Genomic DNA, 21983 nt, shown 5'->3' with positions numbered 1-21983 from the left:
AAAGCGGCGGGCACAACCCGCCGCTTTTTTGCGTCCTCTTCTGTGCAAATACTACACGCGGAACGAAGCCACCGTTTTGCGCAACTCATGCGTGAGCTGATGCAAGGCAACCGTCGCTTTGGACGTTTCATGTGCCACGACGGCATTGCTGGCTGCACCCTGTGAAATCTGCTCCACATGGCGGGCAATCTCGCTGCTGGCCTGACTTTGCTCAGTCAGAGAATGCGAGATATCACTGACCACGGCCACAATACTGCTGGCGCTTTGCTGAATGCGCACGATGGCCTGCCCGCCCTGCTCCGCCAGCGCCACGCCATTTTCCGCCCGTTTGACGGCATCGCCTATGGTATGAATCGAGGCATCCGACACGCCCTGAATGGCCGCGATCATCGCGGCAATCTGCTGGGTAGACTGGGTGGTGCGCTCGGCGAGCTTCCTGACCTCATCGGCCACCACAGCAAAACCGCGCCCTTGCTCGCCGGCACGCGCAGCCTCAATAGCCGCATTCAGCGCCAGCAAATTGGTCTGGTCGGCCACATCACTAATGACCTCCATAATGCTGCGTATGGATGCTGTCTTGTCCGTCAGCTCGGCAATAGACACGCTGGCCGTACCGACTTCGCGACTGATTCCCTCAATTTCACTGACAGCACGGGTAATTACCTCGCCACTTTCACGCGAAATTTCGCCGGAGGCCTGCGATTGTTCTCGCGCCATGCCCGCATGGTCAGCAATATGGTGGATACTGGTGGTCAGCTCCTCGATTGCTGCCGCCATCGAAGCGGCAGCCTGACTTTGTTGCTCGGAGTTGCCGGCATTGATTTCAGCATGGCGCTCGATGCCCTCCGCCATATTCCCCAGCTTGTCGGCCGAATCGATGATATTGCCGATCAAGTCCTTGAGCTGGTCCTGCATCTGCCCGATAGCGGCAATCAGGCTGGTGCTGTCCCCTTGCTTAACCTTGATATGCTCGCCCAGGTGACCCGACGCAATAACCCTGACCACCTCGATGGCGTAGGCCGGATCGCCGCCCAGCCCCTTAAGCAGGCCGCGGATAATCAGCGTGCTGGCCGCCAGCAAGGCCAGCATCACCAGTGTGCCCACGCCCAGCAGCATGATGGCCTGGCGCCAGAAAAACGCGTCGATATCATCGATATAGATGCCGGTTCCTACACTCCAGCCCCAGTCCTTGCTGCTTGCGACATAGGAGATCTTGCCGACGGGCGCAGCCGCACCGGGCTTGGCCCATACATATTCGACCACACCGCCACCGCGCTGGATCGACGTACCAAACAGCGCACCAAGATCCGCACCATTGGCATCCGTTTTACCCCTGATGGATTGCCCGACCAATTTTGGGTTAACACCGTGGGCAATCCAGCTCAGCTCCCGGTCGAGCACAAAGAAATATTCTTCGCCATCAAAGCGCTGCCGGCTGATGGCGGCCAAAGCCAGACGCTGTGCCTGTTCGGTGGCAAGCCGTCCCTGACGGGCCTCGTCCTCATAAAAACCAACCATGCTGACCGTACTCTCGACCAAACCTTTGACCTTGTCGATACGATCGCCCAGCAAGGCCTGGCGCTGCATATACAGCGCAGTCATGCCCAGGACAATCAATCCGCTGACCGCCAGCGCGACCAGCAGATACAGTTTGCTGCGCATGCTTATGCCACGGCGCGCCACATGGAGGCTACTCATCATCAGTTTCTCTTTGCTTATACATATTGAAGTTCGCCGGCCGCGATCAGATCCGGGTTGGCCAGACGAATAGCCTGGAATTCAGGCAGGTGCTGCAGGAAAAGTGCGACCAGCGCAGGGTCGAAATGACGGCCGGCCTCCCGGGCGATCAGCGCCGCCGCATCGCTCTCGCTCCACGCCTTCTTGTAGGGGCGTTCGGAACACAGGGCATCGAATACATCGACCAATGCACAGATCCGGCCGCTTAGCGGAATAGTCTCCCCCGCCAGACTCTCAGGGTAACCACTACCGTCCCACTTCTCATGGTGGGTGGCGGCAATGATCGCGGCCATCTGCATCAAGGCAGATGGATGATTGGACAGGATGCGCTGACCGATACGGGCATGCTCGCGCATGATGCGCATCTCGTCGTCCTCCAGCCGTCCCGGCTTGAGCAGGATGGCATCGGGAATGCCGATCTTGCCCAGATCATGCAAGGAGCTGGCATGCAGCAGCATGGCGCAAAAATCGTCATCGCAGCCGGCCAGACGCGCCAGCAACTGTGCCATGCGGCTCATACGCTCTACATGCATGCCGGTTTCGTTGTCGCGAAACTCGGCGGCCTGCGCCAGACGGCGCACGATTTCCAGCTGGGCCTGTTGCAGCTCGCGTTCGCGCCGGGACAGCGCATGCTCAAGTTCGGCTGCGCGTGCGCGGGTACTCCGGTAATACTGCCGGACACGGAGTAGGTTCTCTACCCGCAGCAAAACTTCCCAATGCAGAAATGGTTTACCCAGAAAGTCACGCGCCCCCAGACGCAACGCCTGTTCGCGGGTCAACTCATCGCTCTCCGCCGTCAGCACCATGACCGGCGGCATGGCCTGTGGCTCATGGCTGAAATAAGCCTGCATCTGTTGCAGAAGATCAAGCCCGCTCAGGTACGGCATGCGGATATCCAGCAATACCAGATCAACCGAATGGCTCGCCAGATACGGCATCACCTGCCGGGGATCGCCGATAGAATGCACCGCCTTGTAGCCTGCGTCATCGAGCAAGTCTTCCAGTACGGCCAGATTGGTGGGTTTGTCGTCCACCAGCAGAATATGCAATCGGGTCAAACTGTCCATGAAGCAGGTGTCTCGGTCAGTGGATTCAGCCAGCACTGCAGCACCTTATTCAGGGCGGCAAGATCGACCGGCTTGGTCAGATAATCGGCAAAACCGGCCTTATGCGCCCGGCGCACGCTATGTTCCATGGCATTGGCACTCAGCGCGACGACAGGGATCGTACGGGTTTCCTCATGCTGCAGCAGTGCCTGGCGCGCGGCAAAACCATCCATGCCAGGCAGATTGATATCCATCAGGATCAAATCCGGTTGCCCGCATATGGCCAGCGCAAGACCACTCTGGGCATCCGAAGCAAGAACAAGCCGCCATGCCGGGTATTCCTCCATGATGTCCTGCATCAACTGGCAATTTTGCGGGTTGTCCTCGATATACAGCACCGTCTTTTGCCCAATTTGCACCGCCGGCAAGGCCCCCTTGCTTTCACTCGCCTTGCCCGCTGCGACATCGACCGGGTCAACACCAGGCAGGTCCAACCAGAAGCGGGTTCCTCCTGTCTCCACAGTGTCGACACCAATACTGCCTTGCATATGTTCCAGCAGGCGTTTGCAGATGGCCAGGCCGACACCGGTACCTTCAATCTGCCCCTGCTCCTGCCCCAGCCGCTGAAAAGGCTGAAACAGCAAATGCAATTTGTCGCCGGCGATACCGGGGCCATCGTCCTCGACGACAATGCGCACCATCTGCACCGAGGCGGGAGACAGGCCGATGCGTACGGCAATATGGCCGCCGGATGCATGGTGATACTTGATGGCATTGCCAAGCAGATTCAGCAGCACCTGACGCAGGCGCATGCGGTCGGCCCGCACCATCAGGCGTTCGCTGCCTTGCTGCTGCAAAATGATATTCCGGTTGCCGATCAGCGATGACGCCAGCGCCAGCGTCTCCTCGGCCAGCTCATTGACCTGTACGTTTTCCGACGACAGCGTCAGCTTGCCGGACTCGATACTGGCCAGATCCAGTACCTCATTGATCAAGCCCAACAAGTGGCTGCCCGCCTGACGGATATGCCCGACCTGTTTTTTCTGTTTGTCGGTGAGCGGGTCGCGCTGGCTGTTTTCCATTAACTGGGCAAAACCGAGAATGGCATTCATCGGTGTTCTTAGCTCGTGACTCATGCTGGACAAAAACTCGTCCTTGGCACGACTGGCACTCAAGGCCGCTTCTTGTGCCGCTTTAAGCTCGGTAATATCGGTCTGGACACTCAGCCAGCCAAGACCGCTTACCCGGCAATTGGCAACCTTCAGCCAGCGGCCGCCGTCCAGCGGATAGATAAAGCTGCTCTGCTGCTGCCGGCTTTGTGCCAGACGCCACGCGATCCATTCCTCTTCATTGCCGATGGCGTCGCTGAATTGCCCGCGTGCCACACCGGCCCGCAAGATGTCGGCAAAAGGGGTTCCCGCCTGCATCCGGTCGGCAATCAGTGGATACAGCGCCTGATAGCGCCGGTTGCACAGCAGCAGACAATCATCCTCGCCATACAGCGCAAATCCGTCGGGAATATTCTCGATCGCGGTCAGTAATTGCTGCCTGGCCGCCTGCGCTTTTTGTTCGCTGCGCTGTTGTTCGCTGACATCGTGGCCTACGGCAACCAGACCGGTAATCTGACCATGGACATTCCGCCATGGTGCCTTGCTCATATTGATCCACAGTTCACGCGCAGGCTGACCGGCTTCGGCATCGCGATAATAATGTACTAATTCGGCACAAGGCTCACCGCTGCCCATAACCTGCCTGTCCAGCGCCACAATCCTGTCGGCAAGCTCGGGCGGGAACAACTCGTGATCGGTCTTACCCTGGACAGACTGGTGTTCAATACCCAGCAACGCGGATGCCGCCGCATTGGCAAAGGTGTAACGGCCGTTCAGATCCTTGCCCACAATCGGGTTGGGCGATGCATTAAGCAGGGTATCCAGTTTCAGACGCTGGTTTTCCAGCTCCAGCTGAACCGCCTTGCGGGCGGTCAAATCATGCAAAATGCCGGTAAACAAGCGCTGTCCGCCTATCACCGACTCTCCAATAGATAGCCGTGCCGGCAACGTGTGGCCATGCTTGTGCCTGACCCTGACCTCACGCCCGATGCCGATAATGCTGGCGTGGCCGGTCAGCAGATAACGGGCCAGATAGCCGTCATGTGCCGCGCGCTCCGCGCCCCCCATCAGCATATTCACATTACTGCCCAGCAGTTCGCTCAAGGCATAGCCGAACAGGCGCTCACAAGCGTGATTGGCTGACTGGATAATCCCAGACTGATCGATCACGACAATCGCGTCGGCGGCATTGTCCAGCACCGCCTGATGCTGCTGCCGTGCCTGAAGGAAGCGTTGCTGCTGTTGCAGCTGCTCTTCACACAGCCGGGCAAGAGCTGCAAAGTCCTGTTTCCAGTGCTCATCCGGTTCATGCTCTGCCATCCGCACGCAAGACAAACTGGCGACCGCCACCCCATCCAGACAAAGCGGTAAACGCTCAGCAGCAATCTGCCCGCCCTCCCCATCCACGATGGGCAAAATGGAAACTGTGCCGCAAAGCAGGCGTGCAGCAAAGGCAAGCAGATGCTGCGATGCAGCATCTGCAGACAAATCACGACCATCCGATAAATACATGAAGATCAACCACTAATAAATGAGCCACCCCATTCCGGCTGACTCAGTAATATTTATTATAAGTAATATTTTACATCATTTTATCCATAACAGTTACAAGGTTATTGATTGCAGCACGCCAACACATGCCACAGCGTTTATGGCCGCATACAGCGCCTTACTCGCAGTAGTGCAAGATGCAAATGAATAGGAACAGAATGGACAGGGCGTTTTTGCTGGGGCATGAATACCCCAGGTGGGAATCAAACACAGCGCAGGCTAGCGCGCAGAGCCTGCCGACAAGCAAGCTCCCCACGCTAGCCTCTCAACGTTTAAGCAACAATATGGTTAAAACGCACATCCCCCTCGAAGACACCTAATAACTGCCCGGCTGCATTAAACAAAGGTGCAGAGAGGGTAAAGCAATACTGGTCGGTATCAACCGAACGGTACAGGTCAGACACCACCAAGGCCCGCGCCCTGACTGCATCCTGAAACCAGCGCCGGTCATGCCAGTCGTTGTTACGGCCAGACAAATCGAAATGGCCGGGCGCCACATCGGCAGAGACCTGACGCCCCCGGGCATCGGTCACACACGCCATTTCTAGGGAGGGTTCCTGCCGGCACAAAGCCACCAGCTTGCGATCCAGATCCTCTCCATCCAGCTGCTCCAACTGCCAGCTTTGCAGTGCCTGCGCGATCCGGTCTCGGCTTTGCTGGTGGCCCTCCAGACGGAATTTTCCGACCTCGCCCAACAAGGCATCGCTATCTTCACGCACCTTGACAGCGCTTTGCGCCAAGGCATGGGCGTCGTCCAACTGTTGTCTTGCCCCCTCCACGACGCCGTCTATCTGGCTGGCAATGGCGGCTACTTTGGCACTTTGCGCACCGCTGGCGTCGGCGATCACATGCACATGCTCAATCAGGACCGTAATATCGCGCGAAGCAGCCTTGATCGATTCGCCGGCTTCCCCCGACACCACAATACCCTGCTGCACCAGACTGGCCATCTGCTGCATGGTCACGCCCGAGGTCGCCACCTGCTGCTGGATATTGGCCAAGAGCGTTTCCACACTCTGCGTGGCCTGTGTAGTCTGGTCAGCCAGTTTGCGCACCTCATCGGCAACCACAGCAAAGCCGCGCCCCTCTTCACCAGCACGCGCCGCCTCGATCGCCGCATTAAGCGACAGTAAACGGGTACGGTCGGCAATACTCTTGATCAGCTCGACGACTTCACCGATCGAGTCAGAACTGGTTTTCAACAAGTCCATCTGCCGGGCCAGTGTCTCGGTGCTACTGCCTATGGCCTCGATTTGCCGGCGGTTTTGCTGATCGCTGGCGTTGGCATTACTCACCGCCTGCGCGACCTCACCGGAAAAAGACGATGCCTCGGCCGCGCTATTGGCAATCGATTGCACGGTGACAGACAACTCCTGACTGGCACGGCCTATTTGTTCGGCGTACTGCTGCTGGGCCTGGGCGCGTGCTTCGAGCTTGCCGGCCATTTCCGACAAGGGCGTCGCCAATTGCGACAAATTGATGGCATGGCCGGCAATTTTGCCTATTGCCTGATGAAGATGGCGAAACAGGCGGTTAATCAGGCCAGCCATATCAGAGAGTGCAGAGCGCCCTTCCGGCAATACCAAGGTCAGATCGACTCCACGCTGCGTTGCTGTGCTTAATGGCCGCAGGAATTGCTTCAAGCTTCGGATAGAAACAAACATTGAACACTCCAATAGGCAATCGCTGCCAAAATAAGGCTACAAGGCACAGCCAGCATGAATAACAAATAACAATACCATTATTTTATATTACGATAATTTATTCTTAAGCTATTTGATTACAAACAAATAGCCTTCAATCTCGGGCTACTAACAAACAGCCAAGGCAAATTGACAACGCAAAAACGGGCGCCATCAAGCGCCCGTTTTTGCGTTCAAACTCAAAATTTACTCGGCAGGCTGCTGACTCAGCGTCACCGGATACTTCTGACGCAAGCTCTCCAGATACGCACTGACCAGCGCATTGGATGACATCTCGCCAATCACAGCCGAAAGCTGGGCCAGTTCCGCCGGGTTATCATTTTTAGCCGGCACCAGCTTATCGATGCGGTAGATCACATAGTCGCCATTGTCATGTTTGATACCAGCGTAGGCCGGCAGCACCTTGGCAGACACGGCAAACAAAGCACGCAAATCAGCCAGCGGCAGTCCCTGTGGCGCACGGCGCGACACCGGCACCATCTCGCCCCAGCCTGTTAGCGAAGCGGCCTTACCAGCTTTGAGTTCGGTCAGCAAAGCCTTGCCCTTCTCCTCAGCCTGCTTGGCCCCCTCCTTCTGCAACAGTTCTCTACGAATCAGCGGCGTCACTTCGGCCAGCGTCTGTTGGTGAGCAGGCTGATACTCGGCCACGCGTGCCACGACCAGCGTATTGTTACCCACCTCGACCGGTTCGCTGTTGTGCTTCTTTTTCAGCACATCATCAGAAAACACGGCTTCCAGCAACTTGGAATTGCCGGCAATGCCCTCGCCCGGCTTGCCACGCACCACAAGCGCGCTCTTTTCAACCGGCAGACCCAGCGCATCCGTAATCGCCTTGAGCGAATCGCCATGCTGGTAAGCCAGATCGGCCAGCTTCTCGGCGGCTGCACGGTATTCGGCGGTCGCCTTCTGGCGCTTCATCTGCTCGATGATTTGCGCTTTGACGGCATCAAAATCGGTCGTCTTGATCTCGTCCAGCTTGAGAATGTGATAACCGAAATCGGTGCTGACTACTTCGCTGATCTGGTCTTTTTTCAGACTGAAAGCAACGTCTTCAAACGGCTTGACCATGGCACCGCGACCGAAGAAACCCAGATCCCCGCCATTGGCTGCCGAGCCAGGATCCTGCGAGCGGGTCTTGGCCAGCTCGGCAAAGCGAGCCGGATTTGCGCGCACTTCCTTGAGCAGCGCCTCCGCCTCGGCCTTGACCTTGGCTTTGACTTCCGGCTTGGCGGCTTGATCGACCGTCAGCAGGATATGCGAAACACGGCGCTCTTCGCTGGCAAACTCGGCGGCGTGCGTCTCGTAATACTTGCGGGCCTCGGCATCGCTCACGTCGACCTTGGCCGCCAGTTGCGCCTGCGACAGTACGACATAATCAAGCTTCACCGCATCCGGCGTACGGAAACGCGCCTTATTGGCGTCGTAGTAAGCCTTGAGCGCAGCCTCGTCCAGCTTGATATCCGCTTCGAATGCCTGCGGGCGCAGCACCATCGCCTGCACATCGCGCGTTTCACCCAATAATGCAGCCATGCGCGCCGCAACGGCACGTGATACGAAATGGCTGCCGGTATAAGGCAACAACTGGCTTTGCAGGGTAATGTCCTGCAGCACGCGCGCTTCGAACGCATCCGGCGTCATGTAACGGCTGGCCAGAAACTCCTTGTAGCGCTCGGGACTGAATTTTCCGTCTTGCTGGAAGGCCGGTATCGAGGCGATCACCCGGCGCAGCTCGGTGCTGCCCACAGACAGGCTGGACGCCTCGGCATCCGCCAGTACCAGATTCTGCCGGATCAGGTTTTCCAGCGCCGCCTGGCGGGTCGCTGCATTGGCAGGCTGCCCCTCAAGTGCGCGGTCAAGATCGGCCTTGACGATCTTCTGGCCGCCGACTTTGGCCAGATAAGGATCATCCACCACTGACGAATAGCTGCCTACCCCGAAACCGACAAAGGTCAGGGCTACTGCACCAAGAATGATCTTGATGGCAAATTTGTTGTTATGAACGAAATCAAACATGGCTTTACTGGAGTCAACGACCACAAATAGAAAAAGGTGAACGGTTGCCCGTTCACCTTGCGTGTCTGGCGGAGTGGACGGGGCTCGAACCCGCGACCCCCGGCGTGACAGGCCGGTATTCTGACCAACTGAACTACCACTCCGTTAACATGACAGAAGAGCAAGCTCTCTGTCCGGCCTGCCCGTTACAGGCAGGCATGCAACTGTTTACAGTGCATCCTTGAGTGCCTTGCCGGCACGGAACTTCGGGGTACGGGCGGCAGGAATGGTGATGGTTTCACCAGTCTTAGGATTGCGGCCGCTACGCTCGGCACGTTCGCCTACGTAGAAAGTACCAAAACCGACCAGCGTGACATCATCGCCGTTTTTCAGGGTATCGGTTACAGCAACAATTACGCCATCAAGCGCTTTGGCAGCAGCTGCCTTGGAAATGTCGGCATGGGCTGCGATGGCATCGATCAGTTCAGACTTGTTCACGTTAAGTCCCCTTTCATCATTCTTCGGAATACGTAGTATGCGGCAAAACCGCCTGATTTATAGCAAGGCTGAAATCCTTGTGTCAAGCGGCCTCCCGAGGGTAGCCCCCGGTAAAAAAGCGGTCTGACACGAGGTATTTCATGCGCTTTTAAACTCTTCCCGACGCCTTGAATCAGTGCGTCACGACGGACTGATTCTGCACGACGTCCGCTGATTGCGACATATTGGCAGACGTTGCATCCTCTGACAACGCCTCAGGCATTCTTTCCAGCGCCAAAGCCAATACCTGATCTATCCATTTGACCGGATGGATCTCCAGCTTGCCCTTGATATTCGCTGGAATTTCAACGAGATCCTTCACATTGCCATGCGGGATCAGCACCTGCTTGATGCCGCCACGGTGCGCCGCCAAAAGTTTCTCTTTGAGGCCACCAATTGGCAACACTTCGCCACGCAAGGTGATTTCACCCGTCATGGCCACATCGGCACGCACCGGAATTCCGGTCAGCACCGACACAATGGCCGTGGTCATGGCGATGCCCGCAGATGGCCCGTCCTTTGGGGTTGCACCCTCGGGAACATGTATGTGCATGTCGCGTTTTTCATAGAAATCCGGCTTGATGCCCAGCGATGCGGCACGGCTTCTGACCACGCTCAGCGCCGCCGTGATCGATTCCTGCATCACTTCGCCCAGCTGGCCGGTGCGGATGATATTGCCCTTTCCTGGCAAGGCCACCGCCTCGATCGTCAGCAATTCTCCGCCCACTTCGGTCCAGGCAAGACCCGTTACCTGTCCCAGACGGTTCTCCTCTTCGGCCAGACCATAGTCGAATCGGCGCACACCCAGATACTTGTCGAGGTTATCGGCATCGACCGTCACCTTGCCGGCTTTGTCTTTTTTCTGCAACTGTGCCATCACCACCTTACGGCAGATTTTGGCGATTTCACGATCCAGGCTACGTACACCGGCTTCACGCGTGTAGTAGCGCACGATATCGCGAATGGCCGTTTCATGGATCAGCGCCTCGTCCTCGCTCACCCCGTTGTTCTTCATCTGCTTGGGCACCAGATACTTGAGCGCGATATTGATCTTCTCGTCTTCGGTGTAACCGGACAGACGGATAATCTCCATTCGATCCAGCAGCGCAGGCGGAATATTCAACGAGTTGGCGGTCGCGACAAACATCACATCCGACAGATCGTACTCAACCTCGGCATAGTGATCGACAAAAGCATGATTTTGCTCCGGGTCCAGCACCTCCAGCAGTGCCGACGACGGGTCGCCACGGAAATCGGCACCCAGCTTGTCAACCTCATCCAGCAGGAACAGCGGGTTTTTCACGCCGACCTTGGTCATGTTCTGCAGCACCTTGCCCGGCATGGAGCCGATATAGGTACGGCGATGTCCCCGGATTTCAGCCTCGTCGCGCACACCACCCAAAGCCATACGCACGAACTTGCGCCCGGTGGCACGGGCAATCGACTGCCCAAGCGAGGTCTTGCCTACGCCCGGCGGCCCCACCAGGCACAGGATAGGCGCTTTGAGGCGATCGACACGCTGTTGTACCGAGAGATACTCGAGAATGCGCTCCTTGACCTTTTCCAGGCCAAAGTGATCCTCGTTCAGGACATCGTCGGCATGTTCGATATCCTTGCTGATCTTGGTTTTCTTTTTCCACGGCAGATCAAGCAGGGTGTCGATATAGGTACGCACCACCGTTGCCTCGGCCGACATCGGCGACATCAGCGACAGTTTCTTGAGTTCGGCGGTCACCTTTTCGCGTGCCTCCTTGCTCATGCCGGAGGCCTTGATGCGTTTCTCCAGCTCTTCGGTCTCGCCACCTTCTTCTAGCTCGCCCAGCTCTTTCTGGATGGCCTTGACCTGCTCGTTCAGGTAATACTCGCGCTGGCTCTTTTCCATCTGGCGCTTGACGCGACCACGGATGCGCTTCTCGACTTGCAGAATATCGATTTCGCCTTCCAGTTGAGACAGCAGATGCTCGAGTCGTGCCTGCACCTCGAGGATTTCCAGCACTTCCTGCTTCTGCTCGATTTTCAGCGGCAGATGCGCCACCACCGTATCGGCCAGGCGCCCGGCCTGTTCGATGCCGGCCAGCGAAGTCATGACTTCGGGCGGTATTTTCTTGTTGAGTTTGACGTACTGTTCAAACTGGTTGAGCAAGGCACGGCGCATGGCCTCGACTTCGGTCGAGTCCGCCGGCTCGGGAGCCACAGGCGAGACGGTCGCAACAAAGCAATCCTCCTCTTCCCTGACATCCTTCACATAGGCGCGCTGGCGCCCTTCTACCAGTACCTTGACCGTACCGTCCGGCAGCTTGAGCATTTGCAGCACAGAGGCAACGGTACCAATTTCATACAGATCTTCGGGCGCAGGCTCATCCTTGGAGGCGGAGCGCTGGGCAACCAGCAGGATCTGCTTGCCTTCGTCCATCGCGACTTCCAGTGCGCGGATAGACTTGGCTCGACCGACGAACAGCGGGATAACCATATGGGGGAAGACCACCACATCGCGCAGCGGCAACAGCGGCAATGCGGTTTCTTCGTGAAGTTCGGCGCTCTGGGACATATTTCCTGACCATGGCTAAATGGATATTAATAGAGCAGAAATGGGGGAGCACATGCGCATTTCAAGCGCTCCGGCTGTCAGCCCCAAATAAAAAACCGCCCTGAAGGGCGGTTTTGTCATGTTCAACCGTTTCAGGCAGACTGGGCCAGCCCGTCATCTGCCTCGCGGTAGATGAACAAGGGTTTATCGCCCTTTTCTATCACTTTCTCGTCAACCACGACCTTTTCCACATTCTGCATCGAAGGCAGTTCATACATGGTATCCAGCAAGGCGCGTTCGAGAATGGAGCGCAAACCGCGGGCACCCGTCTTGCGTATCATCGCCTGCTTGGCGATCACACGCAATGCAGACGGACGCAATTCCAGCTCCACGCCTTCCATGGCGAACAGTTTCTGATACTGCTTGCTCAGCGCATTACGCGGCTGGGTCAGAATGGTGACCAGCGCTTCTTCGTCCAGCTCTTCCAGCGTCGTCACGACCGGCAAACGACCGATCAACTCCGGAATCAGACCAAACTTGATCAGATCTTCCGGCTCCACTTCCTTGAACAAGGTGGAAACGCTCTTGCCTTCATCTTTGGACGATACTTCGGCACCGAAACCAATTCCGCCCTTTTCCGAGCGACGGCGGATAATCTTTTCCAGCCCATCAAACGCCCCGCCACACACAAACAGGATGTTGGTGGTGTCGATCTGGATAAATTCCTGATTCGGATGCTTGCGGCCACCTTGCGGCGGAATCGAAGCTACCGTACCTTCGATCAGTTTCAGCAGTGCCTGCTGCACGCCTTCACCCGAAACATCACGGGTAATAGACGGGTTTTCCGACTTGCGCGAAATCTTGTCGATCTCGTCGATGTAGACGATACCGCGCTGCGCCTTCTCGACATCGTAATCACACTTTTGCAGCAGCTTCTGGATGATGTGTTCTACATCCTCCCCCACATAACCGGCTTCGGTCAGGGTGGTTGCATCCGCGATCACAAAAGGCACATCCAGCAATTTGGCCAGCGTCTGCGCCAGCAGCGTCTTGCCGGAACCGGTCGGGCCGATCAAGAGAATATTACTCTTGGACAGTTCAACCTCATCCTTCACCACCGGCGTGTACAGACGCTTGTAATGGTTGTACACGGCGACCGCCAGCGATTTTTTGGCCATATCCTGGCCAATGACATGCTGGTCCAGCGCTTCGCGGATTTCCTGCGGTGCAGGCAGCTTGCGCTCTTCACTCTCGCCGGAAGCTTCGATCGATTTCTGGTCGAGCTCCTCGATAATGATATCGTCACACAAGCGCACGCACTCGTTGCAAATATAGACCTGGGGGCCGGCTATCAAGCGCTGCACTTCATGCTGGCTTTTGCCGCAGAAAGAGCAGTACAAGAGTTTTTCGCCGCTCGATTTTTCAGACATGCATACTATCCGTCAGCTTAAGCCACCACGTCCTTGCGGGACGTCAGTACCTTGTCAATAAGTCCGTAGGCGCACGCTTGTTCGGCCGACATGAAATTGTCGCGCTCGGTGTCGCGTTCTACCTGCTCGACGTCCTTGCCGGTATGCAAGGCCATCAATTCATTCATCAGCGCCTTGATCTTCAAAAGTTCACGCGCATGGATTTCGATATCTGTTGCCTGGCCAGACAAACCGCCAATCAATGGCTGGTGAATCATGACCCGACTATGAGCCAGGGCATAACGCTTGCCCTTGGTGCCGGCAGACAGCAGGAATGCACCCATGCTGGCTGCCTGACCGATACACAGGGTCGATACATCAGGCTTGATGAAATTCATCGTGTCGTAAATCGACATGCCTGCCGTAATCGAACCACCCGGCGAATTGATATAAAGGTAAATATCCTTGTCCGGGTTTTCCGACTCAAGGAACAACATCTGCGCGACGACCAGATTGGCCGACTCGTCGTTTACGGGGCCCACGAGGAACACGATACGTTCCTTGAGCAGGCGCGAGTAGATATCGTAAGCGCGTTCGCCACGCCCACTTTGCTCTACCACCATAGGTACCAGGCCCAAGGCCCGGGGATCCATCATCGACATGATTCGGCCTCTCTGGTCAGTCATTATCAGGCGTTGTTGCCCATCAGTGCATCAAACGCAACTTCTTTCTCTACCACTTTAGCCTGCGAAAGCACAAACTCTACGACATTGTCTTCGAGAACCATGGAGGTCGGGCCTTCCATGCGCTCTGCACTTTCCGCGTACCACTTGGCCACTTCTTCCGGATGCTCGTAGCTATCGGCAAACTCGGCGATCATGGCGTTAACCTGTTCCGGCTTGGCTTCCAGCTTGTTGGCTTCAACAACAGCCGACAGGATCAGACCCAGTGCCACACGGCGCTCGGCCTGTGCAGTAAAGAGCTCAGCCGGGAAAGGCATGTCCTTGATATTCATACCACGCTGTTGCAGATCCTGGCGAGCCTGATCCATCAGACGGCCGACTTCCAGCTCAACCAGCGACTTAGGCAAGTCGATCTTGGTTGCGTCCAGCAGCGCCTGCATCACGTTTTCCTTGGTGCGGCTAGCCAGACGACGTTTCACTTCGCGTGCTACGTTCTTGCTGATTTCGGCGCGCATTTTTTCTACGTCGCCATCGGCCACACCCAGCGCCTTGGCAAAGTCGGCATCAATAGCCGGCAGTTGCGCTTCGGACACGTTTTTAACGGTGATTTCGAACACGGCGGTTTTGCCGGCTACGTCTTTACCGTGGTAATCCTCAGGGAAAGCCACTTCGATCGACTTGGTTTCGCCTTCTTTCAGACCGGTGACACCGGCTTCGAAGTCAGCCAGCATCTGGCCCTGGCCCAAAACGAAAGCGTGGTTTTCAGCCGAGCCGCCAGCGAACAATACGCCGTCGATCGAGCCTTTGAAGTCGATAATCACGCGATCGCCTTCGGCAGCTGCGCGGTCAACATAATTGAAACGGGTGCGCTGCTTACGCAGGATCTCGATGGTCTGCTCGATCTGCGCATCGCCCACTGGGGTGACCGGCTTTTCGATTTCAGCAGAGGTCAGATCGCCTACGACCACTTCCGGGAACACTTCGAATACGGCGGAGAACTTGAAGTTCTCCAGATCAGCGCTTTCCTGGGCCGCTTCAAAACGCGGGTAGCCGGCTATGCGCTGCTTTTCCTGTGCAACGGCAACATAGAAGCTCTGCTGAACCTGCTCGCCGATCACTTCTTCGCGGATCTGCGGGCCGTAGTTTGCTTCAACAATCTTGAACGGCGCCTTGCCCGGGCGGAAGCCCTGAATCTTGGCGCTGCGGGCTGCGCGCTTGAGGCGTTCTGTTACCTTGGCATCGATCTCGGTCATCGGCAGCGCGATGGTGATGCGACGCTCGAGGTTGCTCAACGTTTCCAGCTGAACTTGCATGTTGAATCCTTGATCTTTATACAGGGTTGGAGTGAGCAGGCAGCGCAATCAAACAGACTCCGCCACACAGGTTTACATGCACCGGCACTCGCCGGTCACGGCAAAACCGCAAAAGCAAAATATATTTCCTGCACAGCCTGCCGCAAAAGTTGGCCAGTATATCATGCCCTATCGGGAAGCTATAAGCCGCAAGCGGCGCTTGCTACCCCGCAAAGGACAAACAAAAAACCCCGCAAAACGGTACTTGCCGTTTGTGCGGGGCTACTGCCTACAGCACAAGGCTGCAGAATTTATCTATGGTGCGAGGGAAGAGACTCGAACTCTCACAGGTCGCCCCGCTGGAACCTAAATCCAGTGCGTCTACCAATTCCGCCACCCTCGCCTGCCAATGGCGTCATCTGCCAAGACAAGAGCGCAATAATAACGCACACTAAGCGGCAAGACAAGGCATACGACCATATTTCCATCCACAATGGAAACCATTTACCATTAGTAATGTCAGAACCAATTCACACCGCAACACCCAAGGAGAAACACTGTATGCAACAGAACTTTCAGACTACCTACCGCACCAGCACCGAGGTAGGCGCCAGCCATAAGGTTCTGCGCAATACTTATGCGCTGCTGGCTCTGTCGATGATTCCGACCATCATAGGCGCGGTCATCGGCACCAATATGAATTTTGCCTTTATGGCAGGCAGCCCGATCATGTCCAGCCTGATCATGATGGCCATGCTGTACGGCCTGTTTTTTGCCGTAGAAAAGAATCGCGACAGCTCGATGGGCGTCGTCCTGATGATGGTACTCACCCTGTTTATGGGTGTACTGCTCGGGCCTTTGCTGCAAGTGGCGCTCAGCCTGAAAAATGGCGCCCAACTGGTCCTGGTGGCGGGCGGCGCAACTTCGGTGGTCTTTTTCGTGATGGCCGGCATCGCCACTACCACCAAGCGCGACCTGTCCGGACTTAGCCGCTTCCTGACCGTTGGCGCTGTTGTCCTGATGGTAGCGATGATCGCCAACATCTTCCTGCGCATTCCGGCCATGCAGCTGACCATCTCCGCAGCCTTCGCTCTGTTCAGCTCGCTGATGATCCTGTGGCAGGTCAAGTCCATCGTTGACGGCGGCGAAACCAACTACATTTCTGCCGCGCTGACCATTTACATCAGCATCTACAACCTGTTCACCAGCCTGTTGCAGCTTCTGATGGCTTTTGGCGGCCAGCGCGACTAATCAGGTAAATTCAACAGGCCGGTGCTACCCGACAAGGGTTGCACCGGCCTTTTTTATTTACCGGACAGAATAGAAGCCCCCCATTGAGGCGCTCAAGTAATGGCAAACACAGACGATAGCAAGTAAAGGCTTACCGAAAGACAGTCCATGCAAGTGCGCCCCTCAACCGAACAACGTATCTCAACGCCACACGGCACCGCACACAAACACCCTACCACAACGCCTACCAGCAATGCAGCGCCCCCGCCCCCGGCTACCCGCACACTCGCCCATGAGCAGCAAAACATTCTGCAAGACACGCTCTCCACCGCACTGAACAAGTACATGGCCAAACTGCGCAAACCAACTGCCGCCGCGCCATCAAATTCAAACCCAATGAATGACATCAGCAAGACTATGCTCAAGGCGCGGATAGAGATGCTACGCAAAATGATGGCACTAGCCGGCAGCGACCCGGGCAGCTTGCGGGCACTGGCGCAGCAACTGGCACAAGCGGCACGTGAGCTAAAGTCCCTGAGTGGCGGGAGCGGCAATGCGACACCCACCCTGCCGCAGCAGCCAGCCATCGTAACACCGGCAGATGGGCAGACCGAGGATACTCAGGCGACAAGCGTGATTTTGCCGGAAGCCGGAACACTGACGGCGGATCAGGACAATGCCGCAAACAGCCTGGCCGGCGAAGATGAACTGCCAGATGAAAACCAGATGGAAAAATCCGGTGACAACACACCCAAACTGGGGCGCTCAAGCACTGAGATACAGAAGCAAGAAGAAGACCCCGAAATAAAAAAGATGCTGGCAGAACTGAAAAAGATCCGCGACTGGCTAAAACAACAACTTCGCGGCAGCGATGATCCGCAAGCGATGCAGGCGCTCAAGGATGTAGAGCACACCCTGGCTGCGATTGAAAAAGATGGCTAGGGGCACAATCAACATACCCCATCCAGCCTCTATAGCGCCGTCGTATCGATCACCTGAGCGGTCGGCGCATGATCCAGCAACGAATCTATTCCCCGCTCCATCGCCGAGGAGGATGAATACATTTCACTACGCGCCAGCACTTTATCACCGCGCCCCAGCACACTGAAATAAGGATCCCCCACTGTCGATATCTTGCGGCGGATGCGGGCATCCAGCTTAGGCTCAGATTGCAGGTACTGAGCCGCCTCTATCGCGTGGTGCAAAGAGTCAAACAGCTGGCTGGTCAAAATAATCTGACCGTTGCCGGCCTTAAGGTTGAACAGATACTTGCCATTCTTGGACTTACTGACCTCAAACTTGCCACTCATCGCACTCTCCTTGTGCACGGTGCAGATGATGAATATCACCGTCAACCAATACCCAATATAGATTACGATTAATCACAAATCACCCTGTAACACTACAGAACAATTAGCACTGCAATTGGCGCACCCGCTCAAACAGGCAGATCGTGGCGGCCATCGCGACATTCAGCGACTCGGCATGCCCCGGCATCGGAATACGTACACGGACGTCAGACAGACTAACCAAGGCATCAGACACCCCGCTCCCCTCATTGCCCAAGACCAGCGCAATCGGCCCGGACAAATCCTGCCCGTAAAGCGAAGTACTTCCGGCCAGATGCGTCACCAGTTTACGTCCGGTAAAAGCGGCCAATTCGGCGGCAAGATCGGCGCCTTCATGAATGGACAATGCAAAATGCGCCCCCATGCCCGAGCGCAATACCTTAGGGGAAAACACATCGACACAGCCTTTGGACAGATAGACCTCACGCACATCGGCAGCGGCGGCCGAGCGCAAAATCGTGCCAAGATTGCCCGGATCCTGAATGTCTTCCAACAGCAGGCGGCTGGCATCCTCCTGCGGCTTGCTCGCCTCGGGACGCGGACAAATCGCCAACACCTCGGGCGCGCTAGATAGCGCCGTCACCTTGGCAAACACGCCCCGCGCCACCTGAATGCACTCACTTGCCGAAGGCAGGCGCGCCAACAAAGCCTGTACGTCGGATCGCTGCGCAGCATCTTCATTGACAAAAACCATCGTCGGCACCAGCGCAACATCCAGCGCAGCCTCAAGCAGATGAATCCCCTCCAGCACCATCTGCCGGCTCTTGCGCCGCTCGCGTACATTTTGCACCAGTCGTGCCAATTGCTTGAGGTCTTCGTTACTTGCAGAGCTGATAATCTTTTGCATACGTCAGAATGATAAACTGGCCACTCTGGCGGCCAGTAATTTGAATTGTTGATAGCAGGCATCGTCAATGGCGCGCCCGGAACCGGCATTATCGACCACAAACAGGCCCAGCGGCCGGCCTTCTGCATAAACCGACAGCAAGGCGACATCATTTCCACTCAATGCCGACAACCAGGCATCGGCGTATTTCACCTGCAAGCGCGCATGCAGCGCCAGTGTCAGCAAAAAACCCTGAGGCCGGCCAAGCAGCAAAGCCGGCAAGCCATCCGGCTTCATCAGCGGCATTTGCTGCAATAGGACATCGCCAGACTTGAGACCAATCTGGAACTGCAAACGCAAAGTATCACCCGCTTCATTCAAGCGATAAAACAACACGCGCTCGAACCCCAGATCATTAGCCAAATGGCGCAAGGCGCCCCGTATAGCCAGATCGGTACGCGCAGCTACATCCAGCGAGGGCGGCAAGCATGGCTCATCGGCTAGCGGAATATCCCCTTCCATGGCCAGAAAACGGCGGGCAGCAAAAGTATAAGCAGGCGCCTGCGGGTTGCGTGCCACCTGTAAAACGGCATGCACTACGGCCTGGTAAGCCTCGGAATAGGTTACACCCATCAAATGAGCGGCCGCCGAAACCCCCGCCTGCCACGCAGGACGCCACCATCCTTGATCCAGCCCCTCGGCACAAGCAACGGCAAGTTTAAGCAACTGGCGATGCCGGCCAGGCACACCACTACCCAGCAGCGCATTCAAGCCCTCAGGCAGAGGCATGCGCTGGATAAACGCAGCCAAGAGCGGCGGATAATCCATGGCGAATTGCTCTGCCATCTGCTGTAGCGCCGGCTTTTTTAGCCGCACCTGGTGCTGCAACAGATACAGGCATGCCGGCAAGTTGTAAATCTCGGCGGCAACAAAACTGTCTTCGACCTTGTGCTCCCCTGCAAGGGACAACCAGGCTTTGACAATCAGTGCGGAGATGCGCGCACGCCCCATCAGGCCGGCCACTTCCTCCTGCACGGCAAACTCATGCCGGTCAGCAGGTTCAGGCCAGGCCGTCAACTGGCGATAACGCATCATAATGCGCTCGCTGCCCACCACCATCAGCATCTGCTCGACCGCAGGCAAGCTGCCACTACGTTGCAAGGCGGTGGAAGTCGCCATCAGGCGCAACAAATCCAGCAGCAAAAACGGATCGGACAATGTCAGATTGGCCAGCACCTCGAAACGTAAGCGTTCGCTACCACGCGCCAGCTCCTGCCGTATACGCGCATGCGTTTGCGGCAGGACAGGCCAGCGCTGTACAGCAACAGAAGCCAGCCAAGTGTCAAGTTGCATGGGGATGACGCCAGATAAGAAGCTCGCGCTGCAAAGGCCCGGACAATACCAGAACTTCATTGGCAGGCACGCCCGGAATGGCAAAGGTATTGCTGATCAACACTGCATCAGCGCCCGCACCCGCACTAAACACCTGCCACAGCCGCGGCATCGGGGCGGGGGAAAGAAAGGCATAGACCACATCATACTCACCCCATTTTGCCTGCCAAAAACTGCCATAACATAGCTTGGCATTGGCCGGAGAGCCAGCCAGACGCCAGCGCAAACGTGCAAACAGATAGGGCAAGCAGGCATTCTCCATACCCACCACCTCAATATCTGGCCGCAGATGCGCCAACAGCAACACCGCCCGGCCATCGCCACTACCCGCATCAAGCACGCGCACACCAAAAGGCAGCCATATGGAGAGCACCCGGCAGGCCTCGTCTGACGACAGGTAAAACGGCACCCGCTCAAATAAGGCATTGCGTGAAAGACCAAAAGTCAGCGCTGCGGCCAGCGCATATGACCAAGCCGGAAGATCCAGCCACAACGCCAACACCAGCAAGGGAAACAGGCCGGCAGAGAACAGCGCAGCAAGCACAGTAAGACGGAACAGATGCGCCAACAGCAATACGATACCAGCTTGCAGCGCACACCAGGCCAGCGGCTGCGTGGCCGGCGCATAGACCAACCACGCCAAGACAGCAGCCGACAGGGCAAGCAACGCAGCTCGCATCAGCAACACGATCAGTGTTCGCCGCCTGCCGCAGTTGCGACAGGCTCCGATGCCACGTCAGCAGCCGTATGTTGCGCAGCGCTTAAGCCATCACTACGTATACGGTCGACCGCATCATCATTCAGAATCACAATGGCAATACGGCGGTTTTCCGGGCTGAACTGGTTTTGCGGTATCAGCGGATTGGCATTAGCCAAGCCCACCACACGCAGGATCTTGACCGGATCCATCCCGCCCAGCAAAAGCTCGCGCCGGGCAGCATTGGCCCGATCCGCCGAAAGCTCCCAATTGCTATAGCCCTTTTGCCCCCCGGCAAAAGGCGCCGCATCGGTATGCCCGGACACACTCAACATATTGGGCACGGCATTGAGCTCATAACCCAGTTCGCGCAGAATTTCGCGCGTATGCGGCAGAATATCGGCACTGCCTGACGCAAACATAGGGCGGTTTTTTTCATCCACAATCTGGATTTTCAAACCGTCCGGTGTCATTTCCAGCCGCAGTTGGTTCTTGTAAAATTTCAGCACATTGCTGGTATTGATATCGGCCTGAATTTTTTGCTGCAGCGCCTGCAGGCGCTGCTTTTCCTGCGCCAGTTCAGCCGGATGTTTGTAGCCGCGCTTCACCTGCCCCGCCTGACGGGTGAGATCGGTACCCCCCCCTTTGATCATGGAGGTGGCATCTCCGGCACCAGATCCTCCGGACAGCGCCACCTTAAGCGGGGTTTTGAAATACTCGGCAATACCATTGAGCGTGCCTTGAGACGCAGACCCCAGCAGCCACATCAGCAGGAAAAAAGCCATCATGGCGGTCATAAAGTCGGCGTACGCAATTTTCCATGCGCCGCCGTGATGACCATGACCACCCTTCTTGATGCGCTTGACGATAATGGGGCGTTGAGATTCGTCAGCCATATTGTCT

17 protein-coding genes and 2 tRNA genes are annotated in these 21983 nt (G+C 56.6%); 2 read left to right on the top strand and 17 right to left on the bottom strand.

All coding sequences use genetic code 11. The features are described from left to right. Nucleotides 1–51: 51 nt before the first annotated feature. From GQF02_RS09180 to GQF02_RS09125, 12 genes are all read right to left on the bottom strand, one after another. A complete protein-coding gene (locus GQF02_RS09180; RefSeq protein WP_235930130.1) occupies nt 52–1701 on the bottom strand; it encodes a methyl-accepting chemotaxis protein in 1650 nt (549 codons plus the stop codon). A 14-nt stretch (nt 1702–1715) separates the two neighbouring features. Then, nucleotides 1716–2804 carry an HD domain-containing phosphohydrolase gene (locus GQF02_RS09175; RefSeq protein ID WP_160796539.1) on the bottom strand — a complete coding sequence of 363 codons (1089 nt, stop codon included), beginning with the start codon at nt 2802–2804 and terminating at the stop codon, nt 1716–1718. Then, entirely contained in the window at nt 2792–5404 is a 2613-nt protein-coding gene (locus tag GQF02_RS09170) for a PAS domain S-box protein (RefSeq protein WP_160796537.1), read from the bottom strand. The genes GQF02_RS09175 and GQF02_RS09170 overlap by 13 nt, the downstream gene beginning before the upstream one ends. 311 nt (nt 5405–5715) lie before the next feature. After that, entirely contained in the window at nt 5716–7107 is a 1392-nt protein-coding gene (locus GQF02_RS09165) for a methyl-accepting chemotaxis protein (RefSeq protein ID WP_160796535.1), read from the bottom strand. Nucleotides 7108–7332: 225 nt separating this feature from the next. Beyond that, the gene (locus tag GQF02_RS09160) at nt 7333–9159 is read right to left on the bottom strand and encodes a SurA N-terminal domain-containing protein (RefSeq protein WP_160796533.1); all 1827 of its coding nucleotides are present in this window, start codon (nt 9157–9159) and stop codon (nt 7333–7335) included. Nucleotides 9160–9225: 66 nt separating this feature from the next. Beyond that, nucleotides 9226–9302, bottom strand: a tRNA-Asp gene (locus GQF02_RS09155). 64 nt (nt 9303–9366) lie between these two features. Continuing rightward, entirely contained in the window at nt 9367–9636 is a 270-nt protein-coding gene (locus GQF02_RS09150; RefSeq protein ID WP_124734539.1) for an HU family DNA-binding protein, read from the bottom strand. Between the two features lie 172 nt (nt 9637–9808). Further along, nucleotides 9809–12223 (bottom strand): endopeptidase La, encoded by a 2415-nt coding sequence (lon, locus tag GQF02_RS09145; RefSeq protein WP_124734540.1) that lies wholly within the window; start codon nt 12221–12223, stop codon nt 9809–9811. Nucleotides 12224–12354: 131 nt separating this feature from the next. After that, nucleotides 12355–13632 carry an ATP-dependent Clp protease ATP-binding subunit ClpX gene (clpX, locus tag GQF02_RS09140; protein WP_124734541.1) on the bottom strand — a complete coding sequence of 426 codons (1278 nt, stop codon included), beginning with the start codon at nt 13630–13632 and terminating at the stop codon, nt 12355–12357. A 17-nt stretch (nt 13633–13649) separates the two neighbouring features. Further along, on the bottom strand, nt 13650–14267 hold the full coding sequence (gene clpP / locus GQF02_RS09135; RefSeq protein WP_220789403.1) for an ATP-dependent Clp endopeptidase proteolytic subunit ClpP: 618 nt from the start codon (nt 14265–14267) through the stop codon (nt 13650–13652). Nucleotides 14268–14299: 32 nt separating this feature from the next. After that, nucleotides 14300–15607 (bottom strand): trigger factor, encoded by a 1308-nt coding sequence (tig, locus tag GQF02_RS09130; protein WP_124734542.1) that lies wholly within the window; start codon nt 15605–15607, stop codon nt 14300–14302. A 297-nt stretch (nt 15608–15904) separates the two neighbouring features. Then, nucleotides 15905–15989 (bottom strand) — tRNA-Leu (locus GQF02_RS09125). 158 nt (nt 15990–16147) lie between these two features. On the opposite strand from GQF02_RS09125, the gene GQF02_RS09120 reads away from it, so the two are divergent. Both GQF02_RS09120 and GQF02_RS09115 read left to right on the top strand, forming a co-directional pair. Then, nucleotides 16148–16837 carry a Bax inhibitor-1/YccA family protein gene (locus GQF02_RS09120; RefSeq protein WP_124734543.1) on the top strand — a complete coding sequence of 230 codons (690 nt, stop codon included), beginning with the start codon at nt 16148–16150 and terminating at the stop codon, nt 16835–16837. Nucleotides 16838–17212: 375 nt separating this feature from the next. Then, entirely contained in the window at nt 17213–17758 is a 546-nt protein-coding gene (locus GQF02_RS09115; RefSeq protein WP_160796531.1) for a hypothetical protein, read from the top strand. Between the two features lie 29 nt (nt 17759–17787). Here GQF02_RS09115 and GQF02_RS09110 read toward each other — a convergent pair whose 3' ends face one another. From GQF02_RS09110 to motB, 5 genes are all read right to left on the bottom strand, one after another. After that, on the bottom strand, nt 17788–18126 hold the full coding sequence (locus GQF02_RS09110; RefSeq protein WP_124734545.1) for a YegP family protein: 339 nt from the start codon (nt 18124–18126) through the stop codon (nt 17788–17790). A gap of 103 nt (nt 18127–18229) precedes the next feature. Continuing rightward, the gene (locus GQF02_RS09105; RefSeq protein ID WP_160796529.1) at nt 18230–19012 is read right to left on the bottom strand and encodes a TrmH family RNA methyltransferase; all 783 of its coding nucleotides are present in this window, start codon (nt 19010–19012) and stop codon (nt 18230–18232) included. A 3-nt stretch (nt 19013–19015) separates the two neighbouring features. Beyond that, nucleotides 19016–20344, bottom strand: coding sequence for a histidine kinase (locus GQF02_RS09100; RefSeq protein WP_160796527.1), 1329 nt, complete (start codon nt 20342–20344; stop codon nt 19016–19018). Further along, entirely contained in the window at nt 20334–21062 is a 729-nt protein-coding gene (locus GQF02_RS09095) for a class I SAM-dependent methyltransferase (protein WP_160796525.1), read from the bottom strand. Before GQF02_RS09095 ends, GQF02_RS09100 begins: the two co-directional genes overlap by 11 nt. Before the next feature lie 11 nt (nt 21063–21073). Further along, the gene (gene motB, locus GQF02_RS09090) at nt 21074–21976 is read right to left on the bottom strand and encodes a flagellar motor protein MotB (RefSeq protein WP_160796523.1); all 903 of its coding nucleotides are present in this window, start codon (nt 21974–21976) and stop codon (nt 21074–21076) included. Nucleotides 21977–21983 lie beyond the last annotated feature (7 nt).

This window comes from Craterilacuibacter sinensis (genome assembly GCF_009831765.1).
GTDB classification, from domain to species: domain Bacteria; phylum Pseudomonadota; class Gammaproteobacteria; order Burkholderiales; family Chromobacteriaceae; genus Craterilacuibacter; species Craterilacuibacter sinensis.
This window is presented reverse-complemented; position numbering and strand designations above follow the sequence as displayed.

What these genes read in the sequence shown, in the direction of transcription:
- GQF02_RS09115 (WP_160796531.1), top strand. Translation starts at nt 17,213, where the DNA reads ATGAATGACATCAGCAAGACTATGCTCAAGGCGCGGATAGAGATGCTA.
- GQF02_RS09180 (WP_235930130.1), bottom strand. Translation starts at nt 1,701, where the DNA reads ATGATGAGTAGCCTCCATGTGGCGCGCCGTGGCATAAGCATGCGCAGC.
- clpP (WP_220789403.1), bottom strand. Translation starts at nt 14,267, where the DNA reads ATGATGGATCCCCGGGCCTTGGGCCTGGTACCTATGGTGGTAGAGCAA.
- GQF02_RS09105 (WP_160796529.1), bottom strand. Translation starts at nt 19,012, where the DNA reads ATGCAAAAGATTATCAGCTCTGCAAGTAACGAAGACCTCAAGCAATTG.
- GQF02_RS09170 (WP_160796537.1), bottom strand. Translation starts at nt 5,404, where the DNA reads ATGTATTTATCGGATGGTCGTGATTTGTCTGCAGATGCTGCATCGCAG.
- GQF02_RS09175 (WP_160796539.1), bottom strand. Translation starts at nt 2,804, where the DNA reads ATGGACAGTTTGACCCGATTGCATATTCTGCTGGTGGACGACAAACCC.
- GQF02_RS09120 (WP_124734543.1), top strand. Translation starts at nt 16,148, where the DNA reads ATGCAACAGAACTTTCAGACTACCTACCGCACCAGCACCGAGGTAGGC.
- GQF02_RS09100 (WP_160796527.1), bottom strand. Translation starts at nt 20,344, where the DNA reads ATGCAACTTGACACTTGGCTGGCTTCTGTTGCTGTACAGCGCTGGCCT.
- GQF02_RS09110 (WP_124734545.1), bottom strand. Translation starts at nt 18,126, where the DNA reads ATGAGTGGCAAGTTTGAGGTCAGTAAGTCCAAGAATGGCAAGTATCTG.
- GQF02_RS09165 (WP_160796535.1), bottom strand. Translation starts at nt 7,107, where the DNA reads ATGTTTGTTTCTATCCGAAGCTTGAAGCAATTCCTGCGGCCATTAAGC.
- motB (WP_160796523.1), bottom strand. Translation starts at nt 21,976, where the DNA reads ATGGCTGACGAATCTCAACGCCCCATTATCGTCAAGCGCATCAAGAAG.
- GQF02_RS09160 (WP_160796533.1), bottom strand. Translation starts at nt 9,159, where the DNA reads ATGTTTGATTTCGTTCATAACAACAAATTTGCCATCAAGATCATTCTT.
- lon (WP_124734540.1), bottom strand. Translation starts at nt 12,223, where the DNA reads ATGTCCCAGAGCGCCGAACTTCACGAAGAAACCGCATTGCCGCTGTTG.
- tig (WP_124734542.1), bottom strand. Translation starts at nt 15,607, where the DNA reads ATGCAAGTTCAGCTGGAAACGTTGAGCAACCTCGAGCGTCGCATCACC.
- GQF02_RS09095 (WP_160796525.1), bottom strand. Translation starts at nt 21,062, where the DNA reads ATGCGAGCTGCGTTGCTTGCCCTGTCGGCTGCTGTCTTGGCGTGGTTG.
- clpX (WP_124734541.1), bottom strand. Translation starts at nt 13,632, where the DNA reads ATGTCTGAAAAATCGAGCGGCGAAAAACTCTTGTACTGCTCTTTCTGC.